This is a genomic window from Streptomyces sp. NPDC004721, assembly GCF_053601495.1.
The window spans coordinates 52,232-73,298 of the sequence record NZ_JBSGBZ010000024.1; the positions used below are offsets into that span (position 1 = coordinate 52,232).

The 21,067-nt window shown below is 69.9% G+C and carries 17 protein-coding genes, 1 tRNA gene and 3 pseudogenes; 14 read left to right on the forward strand and 7 right to left on the reverse strand.

The features are described 5' to 3' along the window. Positions 1-269, reverse strand: a pseudogene (locus ACWEK3_RS22620) (hypothetical protein); the annotation flags it as partial. Positions 270-1,064: 795 nt separating this feature from the next. On the opposite strand from ACWEK3_RS22620, the pseudogene ACWEK3_RS22625 reads away from it, so the two are divergent. The 6 genes and pseudogenes from ACWEK3_RS22625 to ACWEK3_RS22650 all read left to right on the forward strand — a co-directional run. Next, positions 1,065-1,358: pseudogene (locus ACWEK3_RS22625) on the forward strand (urease subunit gamma); the annotation flags it as partial. After that, a complete protein-coding gene (gene ureB / locus ACWEK3_RS22630) occupies positions 1,338-1,808 on the forward strand; it encodes an urease subunit beta (RefSeq protein WP_453250480.1) in 471 nt (156 codons plus the stop codon). The pseudogene ACWEK3_RS22625 and the gene ureB, both read left to right, overlap by 21 nt. Then, the gene (locus ACWEK3_RS22635; protein WP_453250451.1) at positions 1,801-3,639 is read left to right on the forward strand and encodes an urease subunit alpha; all 1,839 of its coding nucleotides are present in this window, start codon (positions 1,801-1,803) and stop codon (positions 3,637-3,639) included. The genes ureB and ACWEK3_RS22635 overlap by 8 nt, the downstream gene beginning before the upstream one ends. A gap of 121 nt (positions 3,640-3,760) precedes the next feature. Further along, complete coding sequence (locus tag ACWEK3_RS22640; protein ID WP_450547629.1) at positions 3,761-4,435, forward strand: urease accessory protein UreF; 675 nt, start codon at positions 3,761-3,763, stop codon at positions 4,433-4,435. A 28-nt stretch (positions 4,436-4,463) separates the two neighbouring features. Continuing rightward, positions 4,464-5,159 (forward strand): urease accessory protein UreG, encoded by a 696-nt coding sequence (ureG, locus tag ACWEK3_RS22645; RefSeq protein WP_453250452.1) that lies wholly within the window; start codon positions 4,464-4,466, stop codon positions 5,157-5,159. A gap of 266 nt (positions 5,160-5,425) precedes the next feature. Continuing rightward, on the forward strand, positions 5,426-6,067 hold the full coding sequence (locus tag ACWEK3_RS22650) for an urease accessory protein UreD (protein WP_390878914.1): 642 nt from the start codon (positions 5,426-5,428) through the stop codon (positions 6,065-6,067). A 202-nt stretch (positions 6,068-6,269) separates the two neighbouring features. Here ACWEK3_RS22650 and ACWEK3_RS22655 read toward each other — a convergent pair whose 3' ends face one another. After that, positions 6,270-6,599: a branched-chain amino acid transporter permease gene (locus ACWEK3_RS22655; protein WP_453250453.1), complete on the reverse strand. Its 330-nt coding sequence runs from the start codon at positions 6,597-6,599 to the stop codon at positions 6,270-6,272. Further along, the gene (locus ACWEK3_RS22660) at positions 6,592-7,029 is read right to left on the reverse strand and encodes an AzlC family ABC transporter permease (RefSeq protein WP_453250454.1); all 438 of its coding nucleotides are present in this window, start codon (positions 7,027-7,029) and stop codon (positions 6,592-6,594) included. Before ACWEK3_RS22660 ends, ACWEK3_RS22655 begins: the two co-directional genes overlap by 8 nt. Here ACWEK3_RS22660 and ACWEK3_RS22665 point away from each other — a divergent pair. From ACWEK3_RS22665 to ACWEK3_RS22685, 5 genes are all read left to right on the forward strand, one after another. Next, positions 6,975-7,277 carry an Lrp/AsnC ligand binding domain-containing protein gene (locus ACWEK3_RS22665; RefSeq protein ID WP_450547403.1) on the forward strand — a complete coding sequence of 101 codons (303 nt, stop codon included), beginning with the start codon at positions 6,975-6,977 and terminating at the stop codon, positions 7,275-7,277. The genes ACWEK3_RS22660 and ACWEK3_RS22665 overlap by 55 nt on opposite strands. A 436-nt stretch (positions 7,278-7,713) precedes the next feature. After that, positions 7,714-8,928, forward strand: coding sequence for a PP2C family protein-serine/threonine phosphatase (locus ACWEK3_RS22670; protein WP_450547404.1), 1,215 nt, complete (start codon positions 7,714-7,716; stop codon positions 8,926-8,928). Between the two features lie 711 nt (positions 8,929-9,639). Further along, a complete protein-coding gene (locus ACWEK3_RS22675) occupies positions 9,640-10,869 on the forward strand; it encodes a sensor histidine kinase (RefSeq protein ID WP_450547405.1) in 1,230 nt (409 codons plus the stop codon). Next, positions 10,866-11,534 (forward strand): response regulator, encoded by a 669-nt coding sequence (locus ACWEK3_RS22680; protein WP_450547406.1) that lies wholly within the window; start codon positions 10,866-10,868, stop codon positions 11,532-11,534. The genes ACWEK3_RS22675 and ACWEK3_RS22680 overlap by 4 nt, the downstream gene beginning before the upstream one ends. 160 nt (positions 11,535-11,694) lie before the next feature. After that, positions 11,695-13,938, forward strand: a complete 2,244-nt coding sequence (locus ACWEK3_RS22685) for an MMPL family transporter (protein ID WP_450547407.1) — start codon at positions 11,695-11,697, stop codon at positions 13,936-13,938. 86 nt (positions 13,939-14,024) lie between these two features. Here the strand turns inward: ACWEK3_RS22685 and ACWEK3_RS22690 are convergent, their stop codons facing one another. Both ACWEK3_RS22690 and ACWEK3_RS22695 read right to left on the reverse strand, forming a co-directional pair. Beyond that, entirely contained in the window at positions 14,025-15,416 is a 1,392-nt protein-coding gene (locus ACWEK3_RS22690) for an LCP family protein (protein ID WP_453250455.1), read from the reverse strand. A 138-nt stretch (positions 15,417-15,554) separates the two neighbouring features. After that, entirely contained in the window at positions 15,555-16,628 is a 1,074-nt protein-coding gene (locus ACWEK3_RS22695) for a sodium:calcium antiporter (protein ID WP_450547409.1), read from the reverse strand. 448 nt (positions 16,629-17,076) lie between these two features. Here ACWEK3_RS22695 and ACWEK3_RS22700 point away from each other — a divergent pair. Both ACWEK3_RS22700 and ACWEK3_RS22705 read left to right on the forward strand, forming a co-directional pair. After that, positions 17,077-17,150: transfer RNA gene (locus ACWEK3_RS22700), tRNA-Met, on the forward strand. 95 nt (positions 17,151-17,245) lie between these two features. Continuing rightward, positions 17,246-17,688: pseudogene (locus ACWEK3_RS22705) on the forward strand (RNA-guided endonuclease InsQ/TnpB family protein); the annotation flags it as partial. A 130-nt stretch (positions 17,689-17,818) separates the two neighbouring features. On the opposite strand, the gene gap reads toward ACWEK3_RS22705, so the two are convergent. Both gap and ACWEK3_RS22715 read right to left on the reverse strand, forming a co-directional pair. After that, positions 17,819-18,817 carry a type I glyceraldehyde-3-phosphate dehydrogenase gene (gene gap, locus ACWEK3_RS22710; RefSeq protein WP_450544271.1) on the reverse strand — a complete coding sequence of 333 codons (999 nt, stop codon included), beginning with the start codon at positions 18,815-18,817 and terminating at the stop codon, positions 17,819-17,821. Between the two features lie 107 nt (positions 18,818-18,924). Next, positions 18,925-19,881, reverse strand: coding sequence for a GlxA family transcriptional regulator (locus ACWEK3_RS22715; protein WP_450544269.1), 957 nt, complete (start codon positions 19,879-19,881; stop codon positions 18,925-18,927). Between the two features lie 182 nt (positions 19,882-20,063). Between ACWEK3_RS22715 and ACWEK3_RS22720 the strand changes: the two genes are divergently transcribed. After that, positions 20,064-21,026: a LamG-like jellyroll fold domain-containing protein gene (locus ACWEK3_RS22720; protein ID WP_450544268.1), complete on the forward strand. Its 963-nt coding sequence runs from the start codon at positions 20,064-20,066 to the stop codon at positions 21,024-21,026. The last annotated feature ends 41 nt before the right edge of the window (positions 21,027-21,067 follow it).

The following is a 21,067-nucleotide window of genomic DNA, read 5'->3' on the forward strand; positions in this document are numbered from 1 at the left end:
TCCGTACCGGCCTCCGCTTCCTCGGCTGCCGGTTCAGTCTCCGGCGCGGCCTCCTCGCCACTGGGCGTTTCCGTACCGGCCTCCGCTTCCTCGGCTGCCGGTTCAGTCTCCGGCGCGGCCTCCTCGCCACTGGGCGTTTCCGTACCGGCCTCCGCTTCCTCGGCTGCCGATCCGGCCTCCGGCGCAACCTCCTCGCCACTTGGTGCCTCAGGCTCAGTGGCATCAGTGGCTTCTTGGGCTACAGGACGTTCCTGTTCAGGATCGCTCATGGGTTCATCTCCCGTGCCTTGGCTAGTTGGCGAGATGAGCGGTTTCCCGCAAAGACTGATCGAACGAACTCCCTACATATGGAATTTATATCGTTCTGTCACCGTTTGGGGAGACCTTACGGAGACACTGAACGCGGGCTCGTCGGGTACCGGTCGAGGGCGACGGGAGGGTGCATGAGCAACTCGTCACCGGCACGGCCCGGGGCAGACGGTTGCGGCCTGTGGGCGACGCGGGCAAGGGATGCGTCGGGACGAGAGCCAGCACGTTCACGCCCTCCGGCAGGTCACCCACACGACCAACGGACTCACGCGTTGACCGCGACGCGACGTCCGTACCGGTTCGGCGAGTCGGCCACAGTGGGTGGGAGCTGTCCGGGGATTGCTGTTCATTCGTCGGCCGGGATCCGCGCCTGACCTGATCGCAAGTTGGGAAGCGTCTTCCATGCGGCACGAAACTACGAGCAATGGCTCGTGCACGCGGTGGACATGGCCGTCGCCCCACCCTCGCTCGCCACTGCGGGAAAGGTCATCTCGCCGCGCCGGCCGCCGGCCCGGCCCAGCACGTTCGGCCGGAGCCCCAGGGGCGCGCTAGGGGCGCTCGCCGGGGTGCAGGGGCGCCGTCGCTATGCGGGGGTGTGCGTCGGTTTCACCTCATTGTGGGCTGGGGGCGTGTCTTCCCCATGTCCGTTTCTCGTCGAGGTCGATGATCATGCTGCGGCATCCGGCCGACCGTTCCCGTGGTCCTCGTGAGCCTCGCCGCACTGGGTCAATGCGACGAGCAGGAAAGGGGACGGTATGCACCTGACTCCGCACGAGCAGGAACGGCTGCTGATCCATGTGGCAGCGGACGTCGCCCAGAGGCGCCGTGAGCGCGGGCTGCTGCTGAATTATCCCGAGGTCATGGCGCTGTTGTCGGCGCACGTGTACGAGGAGGCGCGGGCAGGCGCCACCGTCGACTCCGTCATGGAGTCGGGGCGGCACGTGCTCAAGCGCAGCGAGGTCATGGATGGCGTTCCGGAGATGATCGACAACGTCCAGGTGGAGGCGACTTTCCCGGACGGCACGAAGCTGGTGACGATCCACGATCCGTTTGACGAGCCGGGCGAGGAAGTGGCTGTTCATCCGGGGAAGTTCGAGTTCGTCGCTGAGCCGGAGCCGCATCCGGAGGAGAAGTGCGAGGAGCACGGCGAGGCGCCGGTGGACACGATGCCGGTCGGTCAGCCCCATCTGGTGAGGTTCAACGAAGGTGATCCGGTCACGCGGCTGTTCGTGAGTAATGAGTCGGACCGGCCGGTCCAGGTCGGCTCGCACTTCCACTTCGCCGAGGCGAACGACGGATACGTGTCCGGTGACGAAGCCGTGCCCGGGCTGGTCTTCGACCGCGAGAAGGCGCACGGGAAGCGGCTGAACATTCCGTCGGGTACGTCGGAGCGGTTTGAGCCGGGCGACCAGCGGTGCGTGGAACTCGTCCCGATCAGAGGTGAGCGCCAGGTGAAGGGCCTGCAGATCAAGAGTGGGAACGGAGAGCTCGATGGCTGAGCCACTGACGCGTGCCAAGTACGCCGATCTGTACGGCCCGACCGTGGACGACCGGGTTCGACTCGCCGACACCGATCTCGTCATCCGCGTCGAGGCGGACTGGGCGGGCGGGCCTGGCCGCAGCGGCAACGAGATGATCTTCGGGGGCGGCAAGGTGATCCGCGAGTCGATGGGGCAGTCGCACTACGCGCGCGACAGCGACCACGCTCCCGTGGACACCGTGATCACCGGTGCGCTGATCGTCGACCACTGGGGCATCGTGAAGGCTGACGTGGGTCTGCGTGACGGCGAAGTCGCCGCGATCGGCAAGGCGTACAACCCCGAGACCATGGACCCCGAGACGTTCGACGGCTGCCCTGTGTTCGAGGACGTGCGTCCCTCGAACTTCGTCGTCGGCCCGGAGACGGAGGTCATCTCAGGCAATGGGCGGATCCTCACTGCGGGCGGCGTCGACACTCACGTGCACTTCCTGTGCCCCGAGCAGATCCACGAGGCGCTCGCGGCCGGCGTGACCACCCTGATCGGCGGCGGTACCGGGCCCGCCGAGGGCAGTACGGCCACCACGGTGACGCCCGGCACCTGGCACATCCACCGGATGTTCGAGGCGCTGGACCAGTTCCCGGTCAACGTCGGGCTGCTCGGCAAGGGCAGCACCGTCAACAAGGATGCGCTGACGAACCAGGTCCGGGCCGGCGTTCTCGGCTTCAAGATCCACGAGGACTGGGGCGCGACGCCCGCCGTGATCGACGCGGCCCTCGCCGTGTGCGACGACACCGGTGTCCAGATCGCTCTGCACGCCGACTCGCTGAACGAAGCCGGCTTCGTGCAGAACACCCTCGCAGCGACCCTGGACCCCACCACGTCCCGCGGCAAGACAGGTCAGAGGTACCGCAGCCTCCACGTCTTCCACGTCGAAGGCGCGGGCGGCGGCCACGCACCCGACATGATCAGCCTGGTCGGCCAATCGAACGTGCTGCCCGCCTCGACGAACCCGACCCGGCCCCTGACGGTCAACACCGTCAAGGAACACGTCGACATGATGATCGTCTGCCACCATCTGAACCCGGAGGTCGAGGCGGACATGGCGTTCGCCGACTCCCGGATCCGCCCGTCGACGATGGCCGCCGAAGACCTGCTGCACGACATGGGCGCCATCTCCATGATGTCCTCCGACGCGCAGGCCATGGGCCGCATCGGCGAGATGATCATGCGGACGTGGCAGACCGCGCACGTGATGAAGACCCGGTACGGGCACCTCGACGAGGACACCGCCCGGGCGGACAACTTCCGCGTGCGGCGGTACGTCGCGAAGTACACCATCAACCCGGCCATCACCCACGGCATCGCCGGCCGCGTCGGTTCCGTGGAGCAGGGCAAGCTCGCGGACCTGGTGCTGTGGGAGCCCAAGTTCTTCGGTGTGAAGCCGCACATGGTCATCAAGGGCGGCCAGATCGCGTACGCGCAGATCGGCGACGCCAATGCGTCGATCCCCACGCCGCAGCCGTTCCTGCCGCGCCCGGTGTGGGGCTCGTGCGGCCGCTCCACTAGGGCCAACTCCTTCAACTTCGTCCCCCAACTGGCCCTCGACGGCGAGCTGGGCGGGCTGGGCCTGATCAAGCCGCCGGCCCGGATCGACAGCACCCGTGACGTGACCAAGGCCGACATGAAACTCAACAGCGGGCTCCCAGAGATCAAGATCGACCCCGATACCTTCGACGTCAACATCGGCGGCGCCGTCACCACCGACGTGCGGACCAAGGTGGACGGACAAACAGTGAGCCGCACCTACGCGACGGAACTTCCCATGGCGCAGCGGTACTTCCTGTTCTGAAGCCCCCGGCGCCCACACCGACGGCCCCGTGCGGACGGCGCCGGCCCGGGCTCTCGGCCGGCGCCCCTGCTGGGCCGGCCTGAACCCGTACCCTCTTCTGTTCCCGAAAGGCGGGCCATTCGTGAGCCGTGCAGCCCTGCTCATCCTGGCCGACGGCCGCTTTCCCGCCGGGGGGCATGCCCACTCCGGCGGTGTGGAGGCCGCGGTGTCCTCCGGCGGCGTACACGACCCCGCGAGTCTGGAGGCGTTCTGCAGAGGGCGGCTGCACACAGTCGGGTTGACCGCCGCCGGACTCGCGGCCGCCGCGGCCACCGGCTACGACGCCCTGCTCCTGGACGAGGCGGCGGACGCCCGAACGCCCATGCCCGCTCTGCGTCAGGTCGCCCGACGACTCGGCCGGCAGTTGCTCCGCGCGGCCCGTGCCACCTGGCCCTCGGCCGACCTGGACCGGCTCGCCGGCGCCCGGCCGCAGGGCGTGCACCAGCCCGTCGTCCTCGGGGTCACCGCCCGTGCTGCCGGGCTGAGCCCGCTGGATGCCGCACAGGCAGCCGCGTACGAGAGCGTCGGCGGCCCCGCGGCCGCCGCCGTACGGCTGCTCAGCCTCGACCCCTTCGACGCGACCGCGCTGCTGGCGCGCCTGGCTCCCGAACTCGACCACGTGGCCGACGCCGCCGCAGCCGCCACGACCCGGGTCGCCGACGAGGGCGTCGACGCCCTCCCGGCCGTGTCCGCGCCGTTGCTGGACCTCACCGGCGAGCAGCACTCCACCTGGGCCGTCCGCCTCTTCGCCTCCTGAACCACCCTTTCACCGACAGGGAGTTGACGTGCACCTCGACCAGCCCGTGACCATGCCGCACCGCCACACCCACAGCGCCGAGCCGCTGCGGTCTGACCGCAGCCGCCGTGCGCTGCGCATCGGCCTCGGCGGCCCCGTGGGCTCCGGAAAGACCGCGACCGTGGCCGCACTGTGCCGGGCCCTGCGGGACCAGCTGTCCATCGCCGTGGTCACCAACGACATCTACACCCGCGAGGACGCCGAGTTCCTGCGCCACGAAGCCGTGCTCCCGCCCGAGCGGATCACCGCTGTCGAGACCGGCGCCTGCCCGCACACCGCCATCCGCGATGACATCTCCGCCAACCTCGAAGCCGTCGAGGACCTGGAGGCCACCGTCGGGCCACTGGACCTGATCCTCGTCGAATCGGGCGGCGACAACCTCACCGCGACCTTCTCCCGGGGCCTCGTCGACACACAGATCTTCGTCATCGACGTGGCCAGCGGCGACGACATCCCCCGCAAGGGCGGACCCGGCATCACCACGGCCGACCTCCTCGTCGTCAACAAAACCGACCTCGCGCCGTACGTGAACGCCGACCTCGACACCATGGCCGCCGACGCGCAGCGCCAGCGCGGAGACCTGCCCGTCGCCTTCACCAGCCTCACCCAGGCCGACGGGATCCGCCCGGTCGCCGACTGGGTAACCGGGTGCCTGACCACCTGGCGGGCCGGGGCCGCCGCGTGACCCTCGCGACCAGTCCCGCACCGACGCGCTCGGCAGCCCCCATCCACCCACCCGCACGTACCGCAGCGGTGCCAGCCGCCGGCGACGAAGGCAACCAAGCAGGCACGATCACTGCGACCGGCAACGGCGTCCGCGCCACCGCCCGGATCCGCGCCGAACACAACGGCCGCACCACCACACTCCCGCTCCTGCACAGCGATGGGCCCTTCCACCTACGGCGACTACGGCCATCCGGCAGGCAGGCACGGGTGAGCGTGATCGGGGCGATGAGCGCACCGCTGGGCGGCGACCGACTGGCGCTCGACATCACCGCACGCCCGCAGGCCGAACTGGAGGTGACCACGGCTGCCGCCACGATCGCCCTGCGCGGCTCCACCACCGACCCGGCCGGCTACGACGTACAGCTCACAGCGGACGAGTACGCATCCTTGAACTGGCTGCCCCAGCCGCTGATCAGCACCCGCGGCAGCACCCTGCACCAGACATACACCGTCAGCCTCGCCGCTTCCTCCCGGCTGCTGCTACGCGAAGAGCAACTGCTCGGCCGTACCGCGGAGCCACCCGGACACCTCACCACCCGCCTCACCGTGCGCCGCGCCCACCGGCTCATCCTCGACCAGCACACCACCTACGGAACCCCCGCACCCGCCTGGGACGGCCCCGCCGTCCTGAGCCGCCACCGGGCCTGCGGCCAACTCCTCGTCGTGACACCAGACCCCCATCCCATCGAGGAGCCACTCCACCTGGGCGGCAACCCTGCGGACGGCTACGCCGTACTGGCCCCACTCGCCGACAGCGGCGCCCTGCTCACGACCGCCATTGCACCCACCCCGGCCTGCCTGCGCCTCCTCCTCGACACTGCGCTCGCACACACACGACGAAGAGAGTGGAAGTCGGCGTCGACCTGAAGCCCTGCCAGTGCGGCACATTCGGCGGGCGGCCCTGGTGATCTCCCCCGCTTGGCGATCAGCAGGAGGGCGGCACGTCCCGTTCTCCGTGGTGGAGCTGGCCGGCGGCACGCTGGTCGGCACCGCGGTGGAATTGAGTCTTGTGCGTTCTTGCGCCCCGGCGTTGAACCGCAGGCCCTCGGCCGTGCGTGGGAGCAGCGGGTCAGCCGGCGAAGAGGCTGCTGGCCAGGGCTACGCTGACGACGGCGCCGCCGAGAATGCTCAGCAGGGCGTTGCGGCGCCACAGATGCAGCCCGACGGTGACTGCCAGGGCGGCCAGGGGTGCGGCGGCGCGGGACTGGGTCAGTGGAAGGTCGCGCAGGCAGTAGACGAAGAGGATCACCATGACGCCGGCCGGCATGCGGGCGCCGAGGTACTGGACTGTGCTGCTGGCCCGCAGCGAGGCCAGGACGGTGAAGGGCAGGGCACGCAGAGCCCAGGTGACGGCAGCCGAGACTGCGACGGCCAGGAGCAGGTAACGGGTGTCAGGCACGGGAGGTCCCCTCGGTGGTCCTCGCGCTCGGCCTCTTGCGAGTGGTGAGGTGCCGGGCCAGGAGAGCTGCGGTGAACAGGGTGAAGGCGGCCAGCAGCATCTGGCCGGGGAGGACCAGGCGGGCGGTCAGGGCGCTGAGCAGCGCGAGAACAGGGGTGGGCAGGTCGCCGCAACGTTCCCTGACGGCGTCGAGGGCCAGGACGGCGAACAAGGCGGTCATCGCGAAGTCCAGGCCTGTGACGCAGTCGGGTACCACCGAGCCGAGCAGGGCGCCGGCGGTGGCGCCGCCGACCCAGTACAAGTGCATGAACACCTGCAGCCACACGATGCGTGCGCCGGACCAGGACCGGGCCTCTTCGCCGGTGGACAGGGCGTATGCCTCGTCGGTCAGGGCGAAAGTGCTGTAGGTCCTGGCGAGACGCCCCCGCACACGGTGTCGACATCGAGGTCTCCGCCAACAATCTGCAGACCATCAAGGCGCTGGAGGACACACTGTCGTCGTATGAGGAGGTCGTCGAGCTGCGTCGGATGTTCGGCCAGCCCGACTACTTCCTACGTGTCGCCGTCACCGATCAAGCCGCCTACGAAGCCTTCCTCATCGGCAAGCTCACCGGCCTTCCCGGGGTACTTCGAGTTCAGTCCCACCTGACGATCAAGAAGATCAAAGCCGACACCTGACCGTCTCAGGTCGCACCTCTCCCCCTCTTCCGAAGGCCCGGCAAGGGCCATCACTGGGCGGTGGACCTCTCCAGCAGGTCCTCCCGCACTGCTGTTGGCGCTCGCCCTGTGCTGCTACAAGCGCCTCGTCCGCCTCACCACGTAGGACACGGTCCAAGAGTGGCACCGCGGTGGTGATAGCCACCCACGATGTCGTCGGCCTACGCTGGGCCAAGGACGCGGCAGCCGCACCGGTCGATGCGGTGTCGCGATGGACGAAAGCCCCGACTTCGCGGGGCCCGTCGCAAGCCCATCCTCGCCCGGTGTGTTCCTACGGCCCGACGGCGGCGGCCGCGAGCGGACCGCCGAGCGAGCCGGAGGATACTGAAGCTCAGCGGTGGCGCACGCGGATCCATCACGATCTGCGGCGCTGTCCTGGAAGGTGTAAGCCGAGGGTATGAGTCTGCGGTGGCCGATTCCTCACCACCAGCGCTCGTGGCGGACCAGCGATGCGCTGCTGGCGCTGCCGCTCGGGCTGATCGGGGCTATCGCGCTGGTCGACGCGCTGACCCCGAACGGTGTGCCGCTGGGCCCCCTGCTGATCGTCGCGCCCGCGATCACCGCGTCCTTCGCGGGCGCTTTCCTCACCGGCGTGATCGGAGCCATATCGGTGGTGGCCCTGCTCGCCGTCAACCTCACCCACCCGGACGCCCACCTGAGCGGGATGTACTTCGATTCGCAGATCATCGCCCTGTTGGTGGTCACGGTGATCGTCACCCTGTTCCGGTACCTGCGCGAGCGGCACGGCCGTGAACTGGCGCAGGTACGGACCGTGTCGGAGGCCACACAGCGGGCGCTTCTGCGGCCGCTGCCCCACCGGATCGGCCCGCTGTGGGTCGCCTCGGTGTACCTGGCCGCCGAGGAACAGGCGCTGATCGGCGGCGATCTGTACGCGGCCGTCCGCACCAAGGGGGCCACCCGGCTGATCATCGGCGATGTCATGGGCAAGGGCCTGACCGCCGTCGGCGACGCGGCACTGTTGCTCGGCGCCTTTCGGGAGGCCGGGCACCGCCAGTCCAGCCTGCCCGGCCTGGTGGCCTACCTCGACCACAGCGTGCGCTGGAATCTGGCCGAACCCACCGCTCAGGAAGCGGCGGGAGAGTGCTTCATCACCGCCGCCGTCATCGACATCCCGGACGCACTGCCGCAGATGCGGATGGTCACCTGCGGACACCCGCCTCCCCTGCTGCTGCGCGACCAGCAGGCCATGCCGCTGCGAGCCACCAGCCCCGCCCCGCCGCTGGGCCTGGGTGAACTGACCGTCCCCGACTACCACGTCGACACCTTCACCCTGCTGCCCGGAGACCTCCTGCTCCTGCACACCGACGGCGTCGTGGAGGCCCGGAACGGAAGCGGCGTCTTCTATCCGCTGGTCGATCGGGTCGCCGCCTGGGCGCAGGGCAGCCCCCCGGAGTTGGTCCACCACCTGAGCGAAGACCTGCTCGCCCACGTCGGCGGACGCCTGACCGACGACGCCGCCATGATCGCCATCCAGCGCACTTCGCCGGCCGTTCGCGAGTCCAGCGAGGAACTCGCAGCCACAGAGCGCGCCGGCGTCGCCCAGGCCGCCATCCACTATGCTCCGGGGGCCGGTGGCTTCCTGCCACAGTGAGCGCCTGCGCCCGACGCGACGTATACAACGAGGTGAACGCCCATGCCGCCGGCCCACTCGTGAGGACGCGAAATCACCGTGCCGCATGAGGAGGTGACCGGGCGTGCCGGAGACGGCCGGGCCAGCCACGCGGGGACGTGCGTGCGGGCCGGTCTGTTCGCCGTGCTCGGCACTGTTCTCGCCACGTTCGGGCACCACGCGATCGCTGAGAGAAGTGTGCCCTGGCTGTTGGTGACCGTCTCCGGTGTCGTCCAGTTCGCCTTGGTGTGGCCGCTGGCACGGCAGCGGTACGCCGCTTTCAGGACCGTCGTGTTCACGCTGGGCACCCAGGGCGTACTGCACCTGGCACTGTCGTACACGAACGGGGAAGCACCGACCGGGATACCCGTCCACGCGGTGCACGCGGGAGGCCTCGCGCGTCGTGTGTGTCTCGGCCGGAGAGGCACTCGCGCAGCCGCTCGCGCTCGATTACGCCGACCGGCGCCCGTTCGGTGAGACCGCCGCCCGCAGCCTTGTCCGCACGGTGACCTCACCTCGAACGGTGCGCCGTGCGAGGCGTGTCGGGCAGGCTGAGGTGGCTCGAAGCCCTGTGCCGTACTCCACCGGTTGCGTCCCCGCCCGCTCCCGTACCCCCGAAGTTGCGTCCCGGCGCCGCAGGATGTCGCCGCGCGATGGGCGCGCCACTCCCGTACCGCCCCTACGCTGGCGCATATGGTCTTCGACCCCGCCCCGAGCCAGCGCCGCGGACCGCGGCTGCCGCACGGCCGGGCTGCCGATCTGGCGTTGGCCGGAGTGGTGTTCACCGTGGTGGCGCTGGGCTCCGTCCAGTCGTTCTGGGACGAGGGCGAACGGAGCGGCCCGGTGCTCGCGCTGGCCGCGCTGCTCCTCGTTCTGGCCTGCGGGGTGCTGTACTTCCGCAGGCGCTACCCCGTCACGGTGGGCTGGACGGTGCTCGTGCTCACGGGCACCTTCTATTCGCTGCGCTTTGACGGCCCCCTGGTGATCGCCCTGATCGTCGCGCTGTACACCGTCGCTGCGACGGGCCGCATGCGCGTCGCCGTGGCGCTCGTCTCGGTCGTCGTGTTCGGTGTGGGCACGGTCAGTGTCCTGGGCAGCGAGGACCTGACCGGCCTCGCCGTCTTCCTGCTGTCCGGCTGGCTCGTGGCCGTCGTCGCGCTCGGATACGTCCGCTACAGCCGCCTCGCCCACGCCCGCGAGGTCGAGCGGCGTGCCGCCACCGAGGAGCGGCTGCGCATCGCCCGCGAACTGCACGATGTCATCGGCCACCACATCTCGCTCATCAACGTTCAAGCGGGCGCCGCCCTGCACCGCCTGAGAAAGGACCCGGCGAAGGCCGCGGCTCAGGCCGAGGAGGCCCTGGCCGCCGTCAAGGACAGCAGCAAGGCGGCACTGCGCGAACTGCGCGCGACTCTCGGCGTGTTGCGCCAGGCCGACGAGGCGGCGCCGTTGGCCCCCGCGGGCGGGCTGGACCGACTGGGCGAACTGGTCCGGGCGGCGGAGCGGACAGGGCTTGCCCTACGGATGCGGACCGAGGGCGCCAAGCGGACGCTGTCCACCGAGGTGGGCCTGGCGGCGTACCGCATCACCCAGGAGTCGCTGACCAATGTCGCGCGGCACGCCCACGCCACGGCGGTCACCATACGGCTGCGCTATGGTGACCGCGACCTCCTGGTGGAGGTCGAGGACGACGGGAACGGCACGGCAGCGCACGGCGGCGCCGGCACCACGGGCCCCTCGGCCGGCAGCGGCCTGGGCGGTATGCGCGAGCGCGCCCGCGCTCTGGGCGGTGAGCTCATCGCGGGGCCCCGGCCGGGCGGCGGATTCGCCGTGCAAGCGCGGATTCCCTACGGTCCGTACGTTCCAGGCCACCCAGACGGTCCCCAGGTGTCACGCGAGAACGGAGCAGGCAGACGACCATGATCAGTGTGCTGCTCGCCGACGACCAGCGACTCGTCCGCGCCGGTTTCCGCTCCATCCTGGAGGACGAGGACGACATCACGGTCGTCGGGGAGGCGGCCGACGGCGACGAGGCCGTCACCGCCTGCCGCGAACTGCGCCCCGATGTGGCCCTGCTGGACATCCGGATGCCCGGCACCGACGGCATCGAGGCCGCCCGGCGAATCGCCGCCGACGAGCGGCTCGCGGACGTCCGCGTTGTCATCCTGACCACCTTCGACCTGGACGACTATGTCTACGGCGCGCTGCGCGCCGGCGTCACCGGCTTCCTGCTCAAGGACACCGAGCCGGAGGAGCTGATCCATGCCGTCCGGGTGGCCGCCCGCGGGGATGCGCTGATCAGCCCGTCCGTCACCCGCCGACTGATCGCCGAGTTCGCAAGCCGGGTCAGAGCACCGAATCCCGGCCCCCGGCTCAACGCGCTCACCGAGCGGGAGCGGGAGGTCATGCAACTGGTCGCGGCCGGCCTGAGCAACGATGAGATCGCCTCCCGCCTGGTCCTCAGCCCCGCCACGGCGAAGACCCACGTCAGTCGCATCATGACCAAGCTGCAGGTACGGGACCGGGCCCAACTGGTCGTGCTCGCCTACGAGTCCGGGATGGTCAGCCCCGGCTGGCTGACCGACTGACCACAGCCGGACGACACAGGACGGCCCGGCGAGCCCTGCCCCCCCACGGACGGGACAACCGGAGTCGTACGCGCCCCTCCGAACCCACAACCGCCGGGGTATGCGAAGTGTCCGCCCCGGGCGGACGTGCCCGGGCATACGCCCACCGCACGCTCAGCGCATGAACACATCACCCGCAAGCGGCGACAACATCGCCACCAACACTCCTCCCACAACCGGGGTCCGCATACCCCCGACGCCCGAGACCGCAGTCACCCCGGCAGCCCCCGGCCGCGGCGGGGTCTTCGCCCGCCTGGCCTTCTGGTCGCAGCGCCACCGCTGGGCCGCCCTGCTCCTGTGGGTGGCCGTGGTCGCCGTGATCGGCGCCGGAGCACGGACGGCCGGCAGTACGTACCACAACGATTTCCTGCTGCCCGGCACGGACTCCCAAGCCGCCACCGATCTGTTGAAGAAGCATGGCTCGGCACAGGCCGGCGACAGCGTGCAGATCGTTTTCAAGGACGAGACCGGGCTGCGGGCCACCGGTATCCGGCCTCGCGTCGAGTCGATGCTGAACGAGGTCAGCGGCCTGCCGGGCGTCGTCACGGTCCGCAGCCCGTACGCGGACTCGGCCGCCATGTCCCGGGACGGCACCATCGGGTATGCCACCGTGACCCTGGCCGGCAAGGCGCAGGACGTACCGAAGCCGCACATCGTCAGGATCATCGACACAGCGAAGGCCGCAGAACGGTCCGGAAAGAGCGGCCTGAGAGTGGAGCTCGGCGGTGCGGCGGTGCGCGCGGCGCAGGAGCAGAAGAGCGGGGCCGCCGAGGGCGCGGGTCTGATCGCCGCGCTGGTGGTGCTCGTGCTGCTCTTCGGCTCGGTCGCGGCCGCCGCGCTGCCCCTGGTCACAGCGCTGTTCGCGGTGGGCGGCGCGATCGGCCTGATCGTGCTGGCCTCGCACGTGTTCACGGTCGCCGACTTCACCCCGCCGGTGATGATGCTGGTCGGCCTCGCGGTCGGCGTCGACTACGCGCTGCTGATCTTCTACCGCTACCGTCACGAGATCACGGACGGCGCCGATGCGTCCACGGCCACCCGCCGGGCGATGGACGCCGCCGGTCGTACCGTCTTCTTCGCCGGCTGCACCGTCATCATCGCGCTGCTCGGCCTGGTGGCCCTGGGACTGGGTGCGCTGCAGGGCGTGGCGCTCGCGGTCGCGCTGACCGTCCTCGTGACCATGGCGGCATCGCTCACCCTGCTGCCGGCGCTGCTGGCAGTGTTCGGTGGACGCATCCGGCGCCAGGTGCTGCGGCAGGCGGCCAAGGCGCAGGCCAAGGGGAGGGTGACGGGCCGCCGTTGGCGTGCCCTGGCCGACGCCGTACAGCACCGGCCGCTGCCCGCGCTGCTGGCCGCCACCGTGGCACTGCTGGCCCTGTCCGCGCCTGCGCTCGGCCTGCGCCTCGGCTTCGCCGACGCGGGCAACGACCCTGCGTCGTCCACCAGCCGGCAGGCCTACGACCTGCTGGCGGAGGGCTTCGGCCCCGGTTTCAACGGCCCGCTGGTCGTCGTGGGCAAGGGCGACCAGGCGGCGGGCGCTCAGCTGCACTCGGCCCTCGCCGCAACCGACGGCGTGGCGGCGGCGACCCCGCCGATCCCGTCCCCCGACGGCTCCCTCTCCACGGTCCTGGTGTTCCCCACGACCGCGCCACAGGACAAGGGCACCACCGACCTCGTCCACGAACTGCGCGACCACGTACTGCCACCGCTGGAGAAGCGCACCGGCGCGGACTTCCTGGTCGGCGGTTCGACGGCGGCCGCACAGGACTTCGCCGACAGGGTCTCGGCCCGCATGCCACTATTCATCGCCATCGTGGTGGGCCTGTCGTCCCTCCTGTTGATGACGGTCTTCAGGTCGCTCCTGATCCCCCTCAAGGCGGCCGTCCTGAACCTCCTGTCCATCTCCGCCGCCCTGGGCGTGATCACCGTGGTCTTCCAGCACGGCTGGTTCGGCGCGCAGCCGGGACCGGTCGAGGCCTTCATCCCCGTGATGATCTTCGCAATCGTCTTCGGCCTCTCCATGGACTACGAGGTGTTCCTCGTCTCCCGCATCCACGAAGAGTGGGTACGCACCCAGGACCATGCCCACGCCGTCCGCGAAGGCCTGGCCGCGACCGGCAAGGTCATCACCGCGGCCGCAAGCATCATGATCGTCGTCTTCGGGGCCTTCATGCTCAGCCCGAGCCGCATGCTCCAGCAGTTCGGCCTGGGCCTGGCGACGGCTGTCCTCGTGGATGCGCTGATCATCCGCTGCCTGATCGTCCCGGCCGCCATGCAGCTGTTCGGCACCCGGGCATGGTGGCTACCGGCCCCGTTGTCCCGCCGCCTGCCGAGACTGGCGCTGGAGGGCGATCACATTCTCTGACGACGGAGCCGGGAGACTGCCAGGTTGGAGGAAGCCCGGGTGGGAACGGGTGTGCTCGCCTGTCGTATCCCGGCTCTGTATTCATATCAGCCGTCGATGGCGGGCATGTCGGGGCCGATGGTCAGGGTGACCGTGGCGGGGGCTGATTGCTCGGACAGTGTGGGCGTCACGCCGGGCAGGTGGCCGGCGACGGCTTGGGCCTGCTCCGACTGGCCTTGGGCGTAGGTGAGGGTGGTTTTGCTGACGCGTGTGGGGGCGTTGCCGGTGGCGGTGATCTGGAAGCCGAGGGCACGCAACTGTTCGGCGACCTTCAGTGCTGCGCCCTGGGTGCCGGTGCCGTTGAGGACGGTGACGTGCACGGTGCTCGCGGGTGCGGGTAGCTGGGCGGTCGCCTTCTTCAGGTCGGCTTTGGTCGTCTCCTGGTCGTGGTTGAGGGCGGTGAACAACTGCCGGGCAGCGGGCTGCTGCCAGGTGACGTTGGCCTTGTCGGTGGGCACGTCGCGCTCTCGCGGGTAGTTGGGGACGGTCAGGAACGAGATCCGGTCGGTGGCTATGCCCTTCACGCTGGAGGCGAGGCTGTACAGAGGGTCGATGCCGGCCAAGTCGGGGTCGGTGGTCAGCGACTTGGTCGCGGAGTTCAAGAAGCCGTACAGGGCGGTGGGGTTGTACAGCTTTGATTTCGCGCGGTCGGCGAGGGACTGCATGAACTCCTGCTGGCGTCCGATGCGGCCGATATCGGAGCCGTCGCCGATGCTGTAGCGGGCGCGGACGTAGCCGAGGGCCTTGTCGTCCTTGACGATCTGACAGCCGGGCTCCAGGTCGAGGCGGGCCTTCTTGTCGTGGATGGCCTGCTGGGGGCAGACCTCCACGCCGCCCAGGGCGTCGACCATGCCGGTGAAGCCGCGAAAGTCCATGATCAGGAAGTGGTCGATGCGGACCTGGGTGTTGGCCTCGACAGTCTTGATGGTGCAGGCAGCGGCCTTGGCCGCGTCGCCGGTGGTGCCGCCGATCGCGAACGCTTCGTTGATTTTGAAGTGGTGCGGGCTGGACGTCGAGCCGTTGCCCCGGTCGCAGGCGGGTACCTGTACCCAGGAGTCGCGGGGGAAGGAGACGACGGTGGCCCATTTCCCGTCGCCGCCGGTGTGCAGCAGCATCAGGGTGTCGGACTGCATCGTCGTGAGGTTCTTGCCGTAGGCATCCCCCAGGCCTTTGCGGCTGTCGGAGCCGATGACCAGGATGTTCTGACCGCCGGCGGCGGCCTTGGGCCGGTTGTCGCCCAGCGCATCGCCCAGATCGGCTCCCTTGATGTTGCCGTTGAGGTGCGTGTACGCCCAGCCGCCCACTCCGGCCACGCCGAGGACGAGGACCGAGGCAGCGAGCGCCACCCAGCGGCCGGTCCGCCGTTTGGGACGCCTGCGCCGACGCCGCCCGGCCGACTCCTGGTTCTCTGCGGGTATGAATCTTCTGCTTCCAGCCATGACAGCTCAGGTCCCTTTTTCCGTGCGCTGCTCGCGCGGTGATGAACAAGCGGCCCGGCCGCCACGCAGGCAAATGCCTGCGCGGCGGCGCCAATCGCTGCGCAGCCGCCCGAGCCCAGGCGGCAGCGCAGCAATCACTCAGCTGAGGATGGGAATCAGGCCGAGGGCGAAGACCACGTAGAAGCCGGCCGCGACTGCGAGCCGTGCCGGGGTGAGCTTGTGCCCGCGCATGGTCAGCAGCAGGTAGACGATCGCCGCCATGGTGATCAGCCCGGACCACAGCAGTGCGGCATCGAAGTGCCAGCTGGTGAAGAGGAGGCCCAGGCCGGAGGGAACGGTGGCCTGGATCATCATCGCGCCGGAGATATTCGCCAAAGCGAGCTTTGTCTTGCCCTGACGGACCCAGATCACGGCGTTCATGATTTCCGGCAGTTCGGTGGCGATCGGGGACAGCAGCAGGGCGGTCACCGAGGCGGACAGGCCGATCATCGGGCCGATGGCGTCCAGCTGCTTCACGAACAGCTGCGACGCGAAGAAGATCACCACCAGCGTGACCAGCGTCTGGGCGATGACGGCCCAGGTGGCCGGGGAGGCGGCCTTGGGCTGGAACTTCAGCGGCTCCAGCTCCTCCTCCTCGCCGTCCTCGTCCTGGCCACCGCGAATCTCCCGCCAGAAGTAGACCGCGTAGGCGGCGAAGAACAGCAGGCCAAGGACAGGCTTGAAGGCGAAGGCGACCAGGCCGAGCGCCACTTTCACGATGAAGATCGGCAGGAACCACTTCTGGTCCTTGGCCAGCCGCTTCATGTCCTTCGCAGTACCGAGGGCCTGCTCAGTGTCACCGGCCGACGGGACGGGCAGGTCGGAGCCCCTGCCACCTGCGGCGACCAGCGCGGCAGTGCGCTCACGCTCCTTGCGGCGCTTGAGCAGCAGCATGGCGCCGGTAACACCGTAGGCGACGGTGGCCAGCGCCAGCGGCCCGCCCATCGCGGCGCCGACGCCGATGTTCTTGGCCTCAGCAGTCGCGCCGGTGGTCACCGCGACGAGCGTGACCACGGACTCGGGCAGTGCGGTGCCGAAGGCGGCCAGGATCGTGCCGACCGCCATCTTGCCCACGTTGAGGCGCTCGCCGAGCCACTCGACGGCGTTGACGAACCACTCACAGGAGAGATAGATCGCCACCGCGCAGACGATCAACAACACGAAATGGATCACGGTCTCGGCTCAGCCTTCCCGCACCGGCGGGGCTTCGAGACAACCGCGTAAAAAGGGGAATGGCGGCAGCTTCGACCCCGCCAACACGCATACGTCGTCGACAAAGGGCCGAAGGTCTCGCCCACTCGCACCGCAGTGCGGGCCCGGCCACCGGGAACCAGGTGCTGGGTTCCAGTGTGTCGACGACCGGTATTGCAGGGCTACTCCCCTTCGCGGCTGCCGAGCATACACGGTGATCCGCGACGTCCCCAAGGCCCGCATGGCAGGCACCGCCTCAAAAAAGCGGACCAGGTGGGCGCGCGGATCTGGCAGGAGAGGCCCCGCGCTGGGAAGTCGTGGAGTGGGCGGCGCGACTCAGGGACACGTTGCGGGAGGAGCTGTCGGCATGACGCTCCGCGGAAGCGATTCGCTTCTTTCCCCGTCGGTCACGTAGTGTTCTCTTCACCGACGCGGGGTGGAGCAGCTCGGTAGCTCGCTGGGCTCATAACCCAGAGGTCGCAGGTTCAAATCCTGTCCCCGCTACTGAAGGCCGAGGGCCGGAATCCGATCAGGGATTCCGGCCCTTGGTGTTTCCGTCCCCGGTGTGCCGCCCGCGATGCGGCTCCCGTGATCCACGGGCGGACGTTTCCTCTGTCCCCCTTCAGCAGGCCCTGCGGCACTTGCAGACAGCCTTCACCAACTTCCTGGGCAAGCGAGCGAAGTACCCGCGCCCCTGCCAGAGGGTGCACAGCCGTCGACCGTGACCGTGTCGCAGGATGCGGCCGGACGCTGGTTCGTCTCGAGGCTGGTCGAAGACCAGACCGTCAAGCCGCTCCCTGCTATTGGTGCGGCGATCGGCGTGGACGCCGGGCTGGATCACCTGCTGGTTCTCTCGACCGGGGAGAAGGTTGCCAACCCTCGGCACGAGCGTCGGGACCCAGCCCGCCTGGCCCGCGCCCAGCGGGAACTGTCCCGGAAGGTCAAGGGCTCGGCCAACCGCGCCAAGGCCCGCCTGAAGGTCGCCCGTATCCACACGCGGATCGCCGACCGGCGCCGGGACGGGCTCCACAAGCTCACCACCGCCCCCGCGCCCTCCGGAGGCCGGGCGGACCCGCTTCTGTGACTGAGCCGGCTGCCCGACTGGTCGAAGCGCCCAAAGGAAGTGCTGGCCGGCGCGGTCGCCGGAGGCGGGGTTCCACCCCGGCGTCCGGTCAGTGGGTGGCGAGGAATTCGAGCGTGTCGATCACGCGGTTCGAGAAGCCCCACTCGTTGTCGTACCAGGCGACCACCTTGACGTGGCGGCCCTCGACGCGGGTGAGGGCCGAGTCAAAGATCGACGAGGCGGGATTGCCCGTGATGTCGGACGACACGAGCGGGTCGTCCGAGTACTCGAGGATGCCGGCGAGCGGCCCCTCCGCTGCGGCGCGGTACGCCGCCAGCACGTCGTCGCGTGTCACGTCGCGGGCGACGGTCGTGTTGAGTTCGACGATCGAGCCCACCGGCACCGGTACGCGGATCGAGTCGCCCGACAGCTTGCCGTCGAGGTTCGGCAGCACCAGGCCGATCGCCTTGGCGGCACCGGTCGTGGTCGGCACGATGTTGACGCCGGCGGCCCGGGCGCGACGGGCGTCGCGGTGCGGACCGTCCTGCAGGTTCTGCTCCTGCGTGTAGGCGTGCACCGTCGTCATGAACCCGTGCTCGATACCGGCGAGTTCGTCGAGGACCGCGGCCAGCGGCGCGAGCGCGTTGGTGGTGCAGGAGGCGTTCGAGACGATCGTGTGCACGTCCGGGTCGTAGGCGTCGGTGTTGACCCCGAACGCGAGCGTGACGTCGGCGCCGTCCGACGGCGCGCTGACGAGCACCTTCTTCGCGCCCGCGTCGAGGTGGGCGCGGGCGGCCTTGGCCGAAGTGAAGCGGCCGGTGGCTTCCAGGACGATGTCGACGCCGAGTTCGGCCCACGGCAGCTGCGCCGGTTCGCGCTCAGCCAGCACCGTGATCCGACGGCCGTCGACGACGAGGGCGTCCCCGTCGACGCTCACCGGGCGCCCGAGACGGCCGGCCGTGCTGTCGTAGGCGAGCAGCCGGGCGAGAGTGGCGGGCTCGGTGAGGTCGTTGACGGCGACGATCTCGAGGGCGCTGTCGCGCTCCAGCAGTGCGCGCAGCACATTGCGTCCGATGCGGCCGAATCCGTTGATGGCGATGCGAGTCATGAGTGATGTCCCTTCCCTTCGCCACCAGGCTCGCCCGCGGCTGGCGCCGCTGACAGTGGCGGGATCGCCACGGTTCAAAAGGATCCCGCCACGCGGTGCCGGGCGGGTTACTCGCCCAGGGTGAAGGTGCGCCGGTACTCGCTCGGGGTGGTGCCGAGGATGCGCTGGAAGTGCAGCCGCAGATTCGCGCCGGTGCCGAGACCGACATCGGCGGCGATCTGCTCGACGCTCCGCTGCGACCGCTCCAGCAGTTCACGGGCCACGTCGATGCGGGCGCGCATCACCCACTGCATCGGCGTGTAGCCGGTCTCCTCGACGAAGCGCCGGGAGAACGTGCGCGGCGAGACCCCCGCCTGCCGCGCCAGTATGTCGAGGGTGAGGGGCTCGCCGAGCCGGTGCAGCGCCCACTCGCGGGTGGCGCCGAAGCGCTCGCCGAGCGGCTCGGGGACGCTGCGCGGCACGTACTGGGCCTGGCCGCCGCTGCGGTAGGGGGCCGCGACCAGGCGGCGGGCCGCGTGGTTGGACGCGGCCACCCCGAGGTCGCCGCGCAGGATGTGCAGGCACAGGTCGATGCCGGAGGCGGCGCCGGCCGAGGTGAGCACACTGCCCTCGTCGACGAACAGCACGTTCTCGTCGACCTGGACGAGCGGATGCCTGGCCACGAGTGCCCGCGTGTAGTGCCAGTGCGTCGTGGCGCGCCTGCCGTCGAGCAGGCCCGTGGCGGCGAGCGCGAAGGCGCCCGTCGAGATGGCGGCGAGCCGCGCGCCCCGAGCATGGGCGGTGATCAGTGCGTCGACGACGGCCTGCGGCGGGTCGTCGCGGTCCGGAAACCGATAGCCGGGGACGAAGACGATGTCGGCCCACGCAAGCGCGTCGAGGCCGTGGGCGACGTAGTACGCGAGGCCATCACCGCCGGTCACGAGACCGGGTGTCGCCCCGCACACCCGCACCTCGTACGGCATGCTCGCGCGGGTCGTGAAAACCTGCGCGGGAATTCCGACATCGAGCGGCTTCGCGCCCTCGAGCACAAGGACGGCGACGCGATGCAGACGGGAGGCTGGCACAGGAAGAGGTTACGTGGGGCGTGACCGCGCCGCCGCCGCCGGGCGCTCAAAAATTGGCGAGTACACGCCCATTGTCCTGGGCGCGACGAAAGGGTTACATGGTCCCTGCACGCGGACGAAAGCGCTTTCTGCCAGTCGGGGGACCCCGATCGAACGCCCCTTCACCGCCGCCGGGAGGCTGTATGACACCGCCCCGCACCAGACGCTACTCACTCGCCGTCGCCGCGCTCGCCGCGACCGCCTCGCTTGCCGCCGCCACGTTTCCGGCCCAGGCGGCCCGCCCCTCGACCGCCCACACCCCGCTGCGAGCCCAGGCTGTGGCGGCGTACGACTTCGGACACCCGGACCCCGCCGACCCCGGTCGCGAGCAGGACATCGGACGCTCCGGCACCACGCTCAGTCTGATCAACGGCGGCTCCGCGATGCGCGTGGCCGACGAAGCGTACCCGGGCGCCTCGCCCGCCCTGCAGGTGCGCCAGCAGAACCCGGCCACCGCGGGCAACGACGACTGGAAGGCCGGGGCCTGGGACGCCGAGGGCATGTCGTCCCTCGAGGCCTTCCGCAGTGCCCGCGGTGCCACCGTCATGGGCTGGTTCAAGATGACGGGTGACAATCCCGCCCTCAACTCCAACACGCCCGACCCGAACGACCGTTACAACGCGATCGGACTGGCCGGCATACTGTCCGGAACCTCTGACGGTCACGCGGTGCGTGCGCTGCTCGAACTCATCCAGGTGAACGGCGAGTTGAAGCTGGTCGCACTGGGGAGACGCCTGGACAGCGGCGCCTCCCAGACGTTCGCCGCCGAGGCCCCCTGGGAAGAACTGCTGCCCCGCGGTGAATGGGTCCACCTGGCCGCGACATTCGACTTCCGCGACGGCACCCTCGCGCTCTACCGCGACGGCAAGCCCCTGGACGGCTTCTACGTCACGCCGGGCGACCCCTGGGAACTCGCCACCACGCCGGCGCCCCACCGCGCCTCGCCCACCGATCCCCGCGGCATCAAGATCGGCGGCAGCTTCCCCCAGAACACCCGGGAGAACAACGCCTGCGACTGCCGCATGGACGACCTCCTGTTCCTGGACCGTCCGGTGCCGGCCGGAGCGGTGGCGGCGGAGTACCGGCGCATGACGCAGAGCCGCTGAACGTTCCCGTCCTGAATCGTTTTTCCCTACTTGTCGCGCCA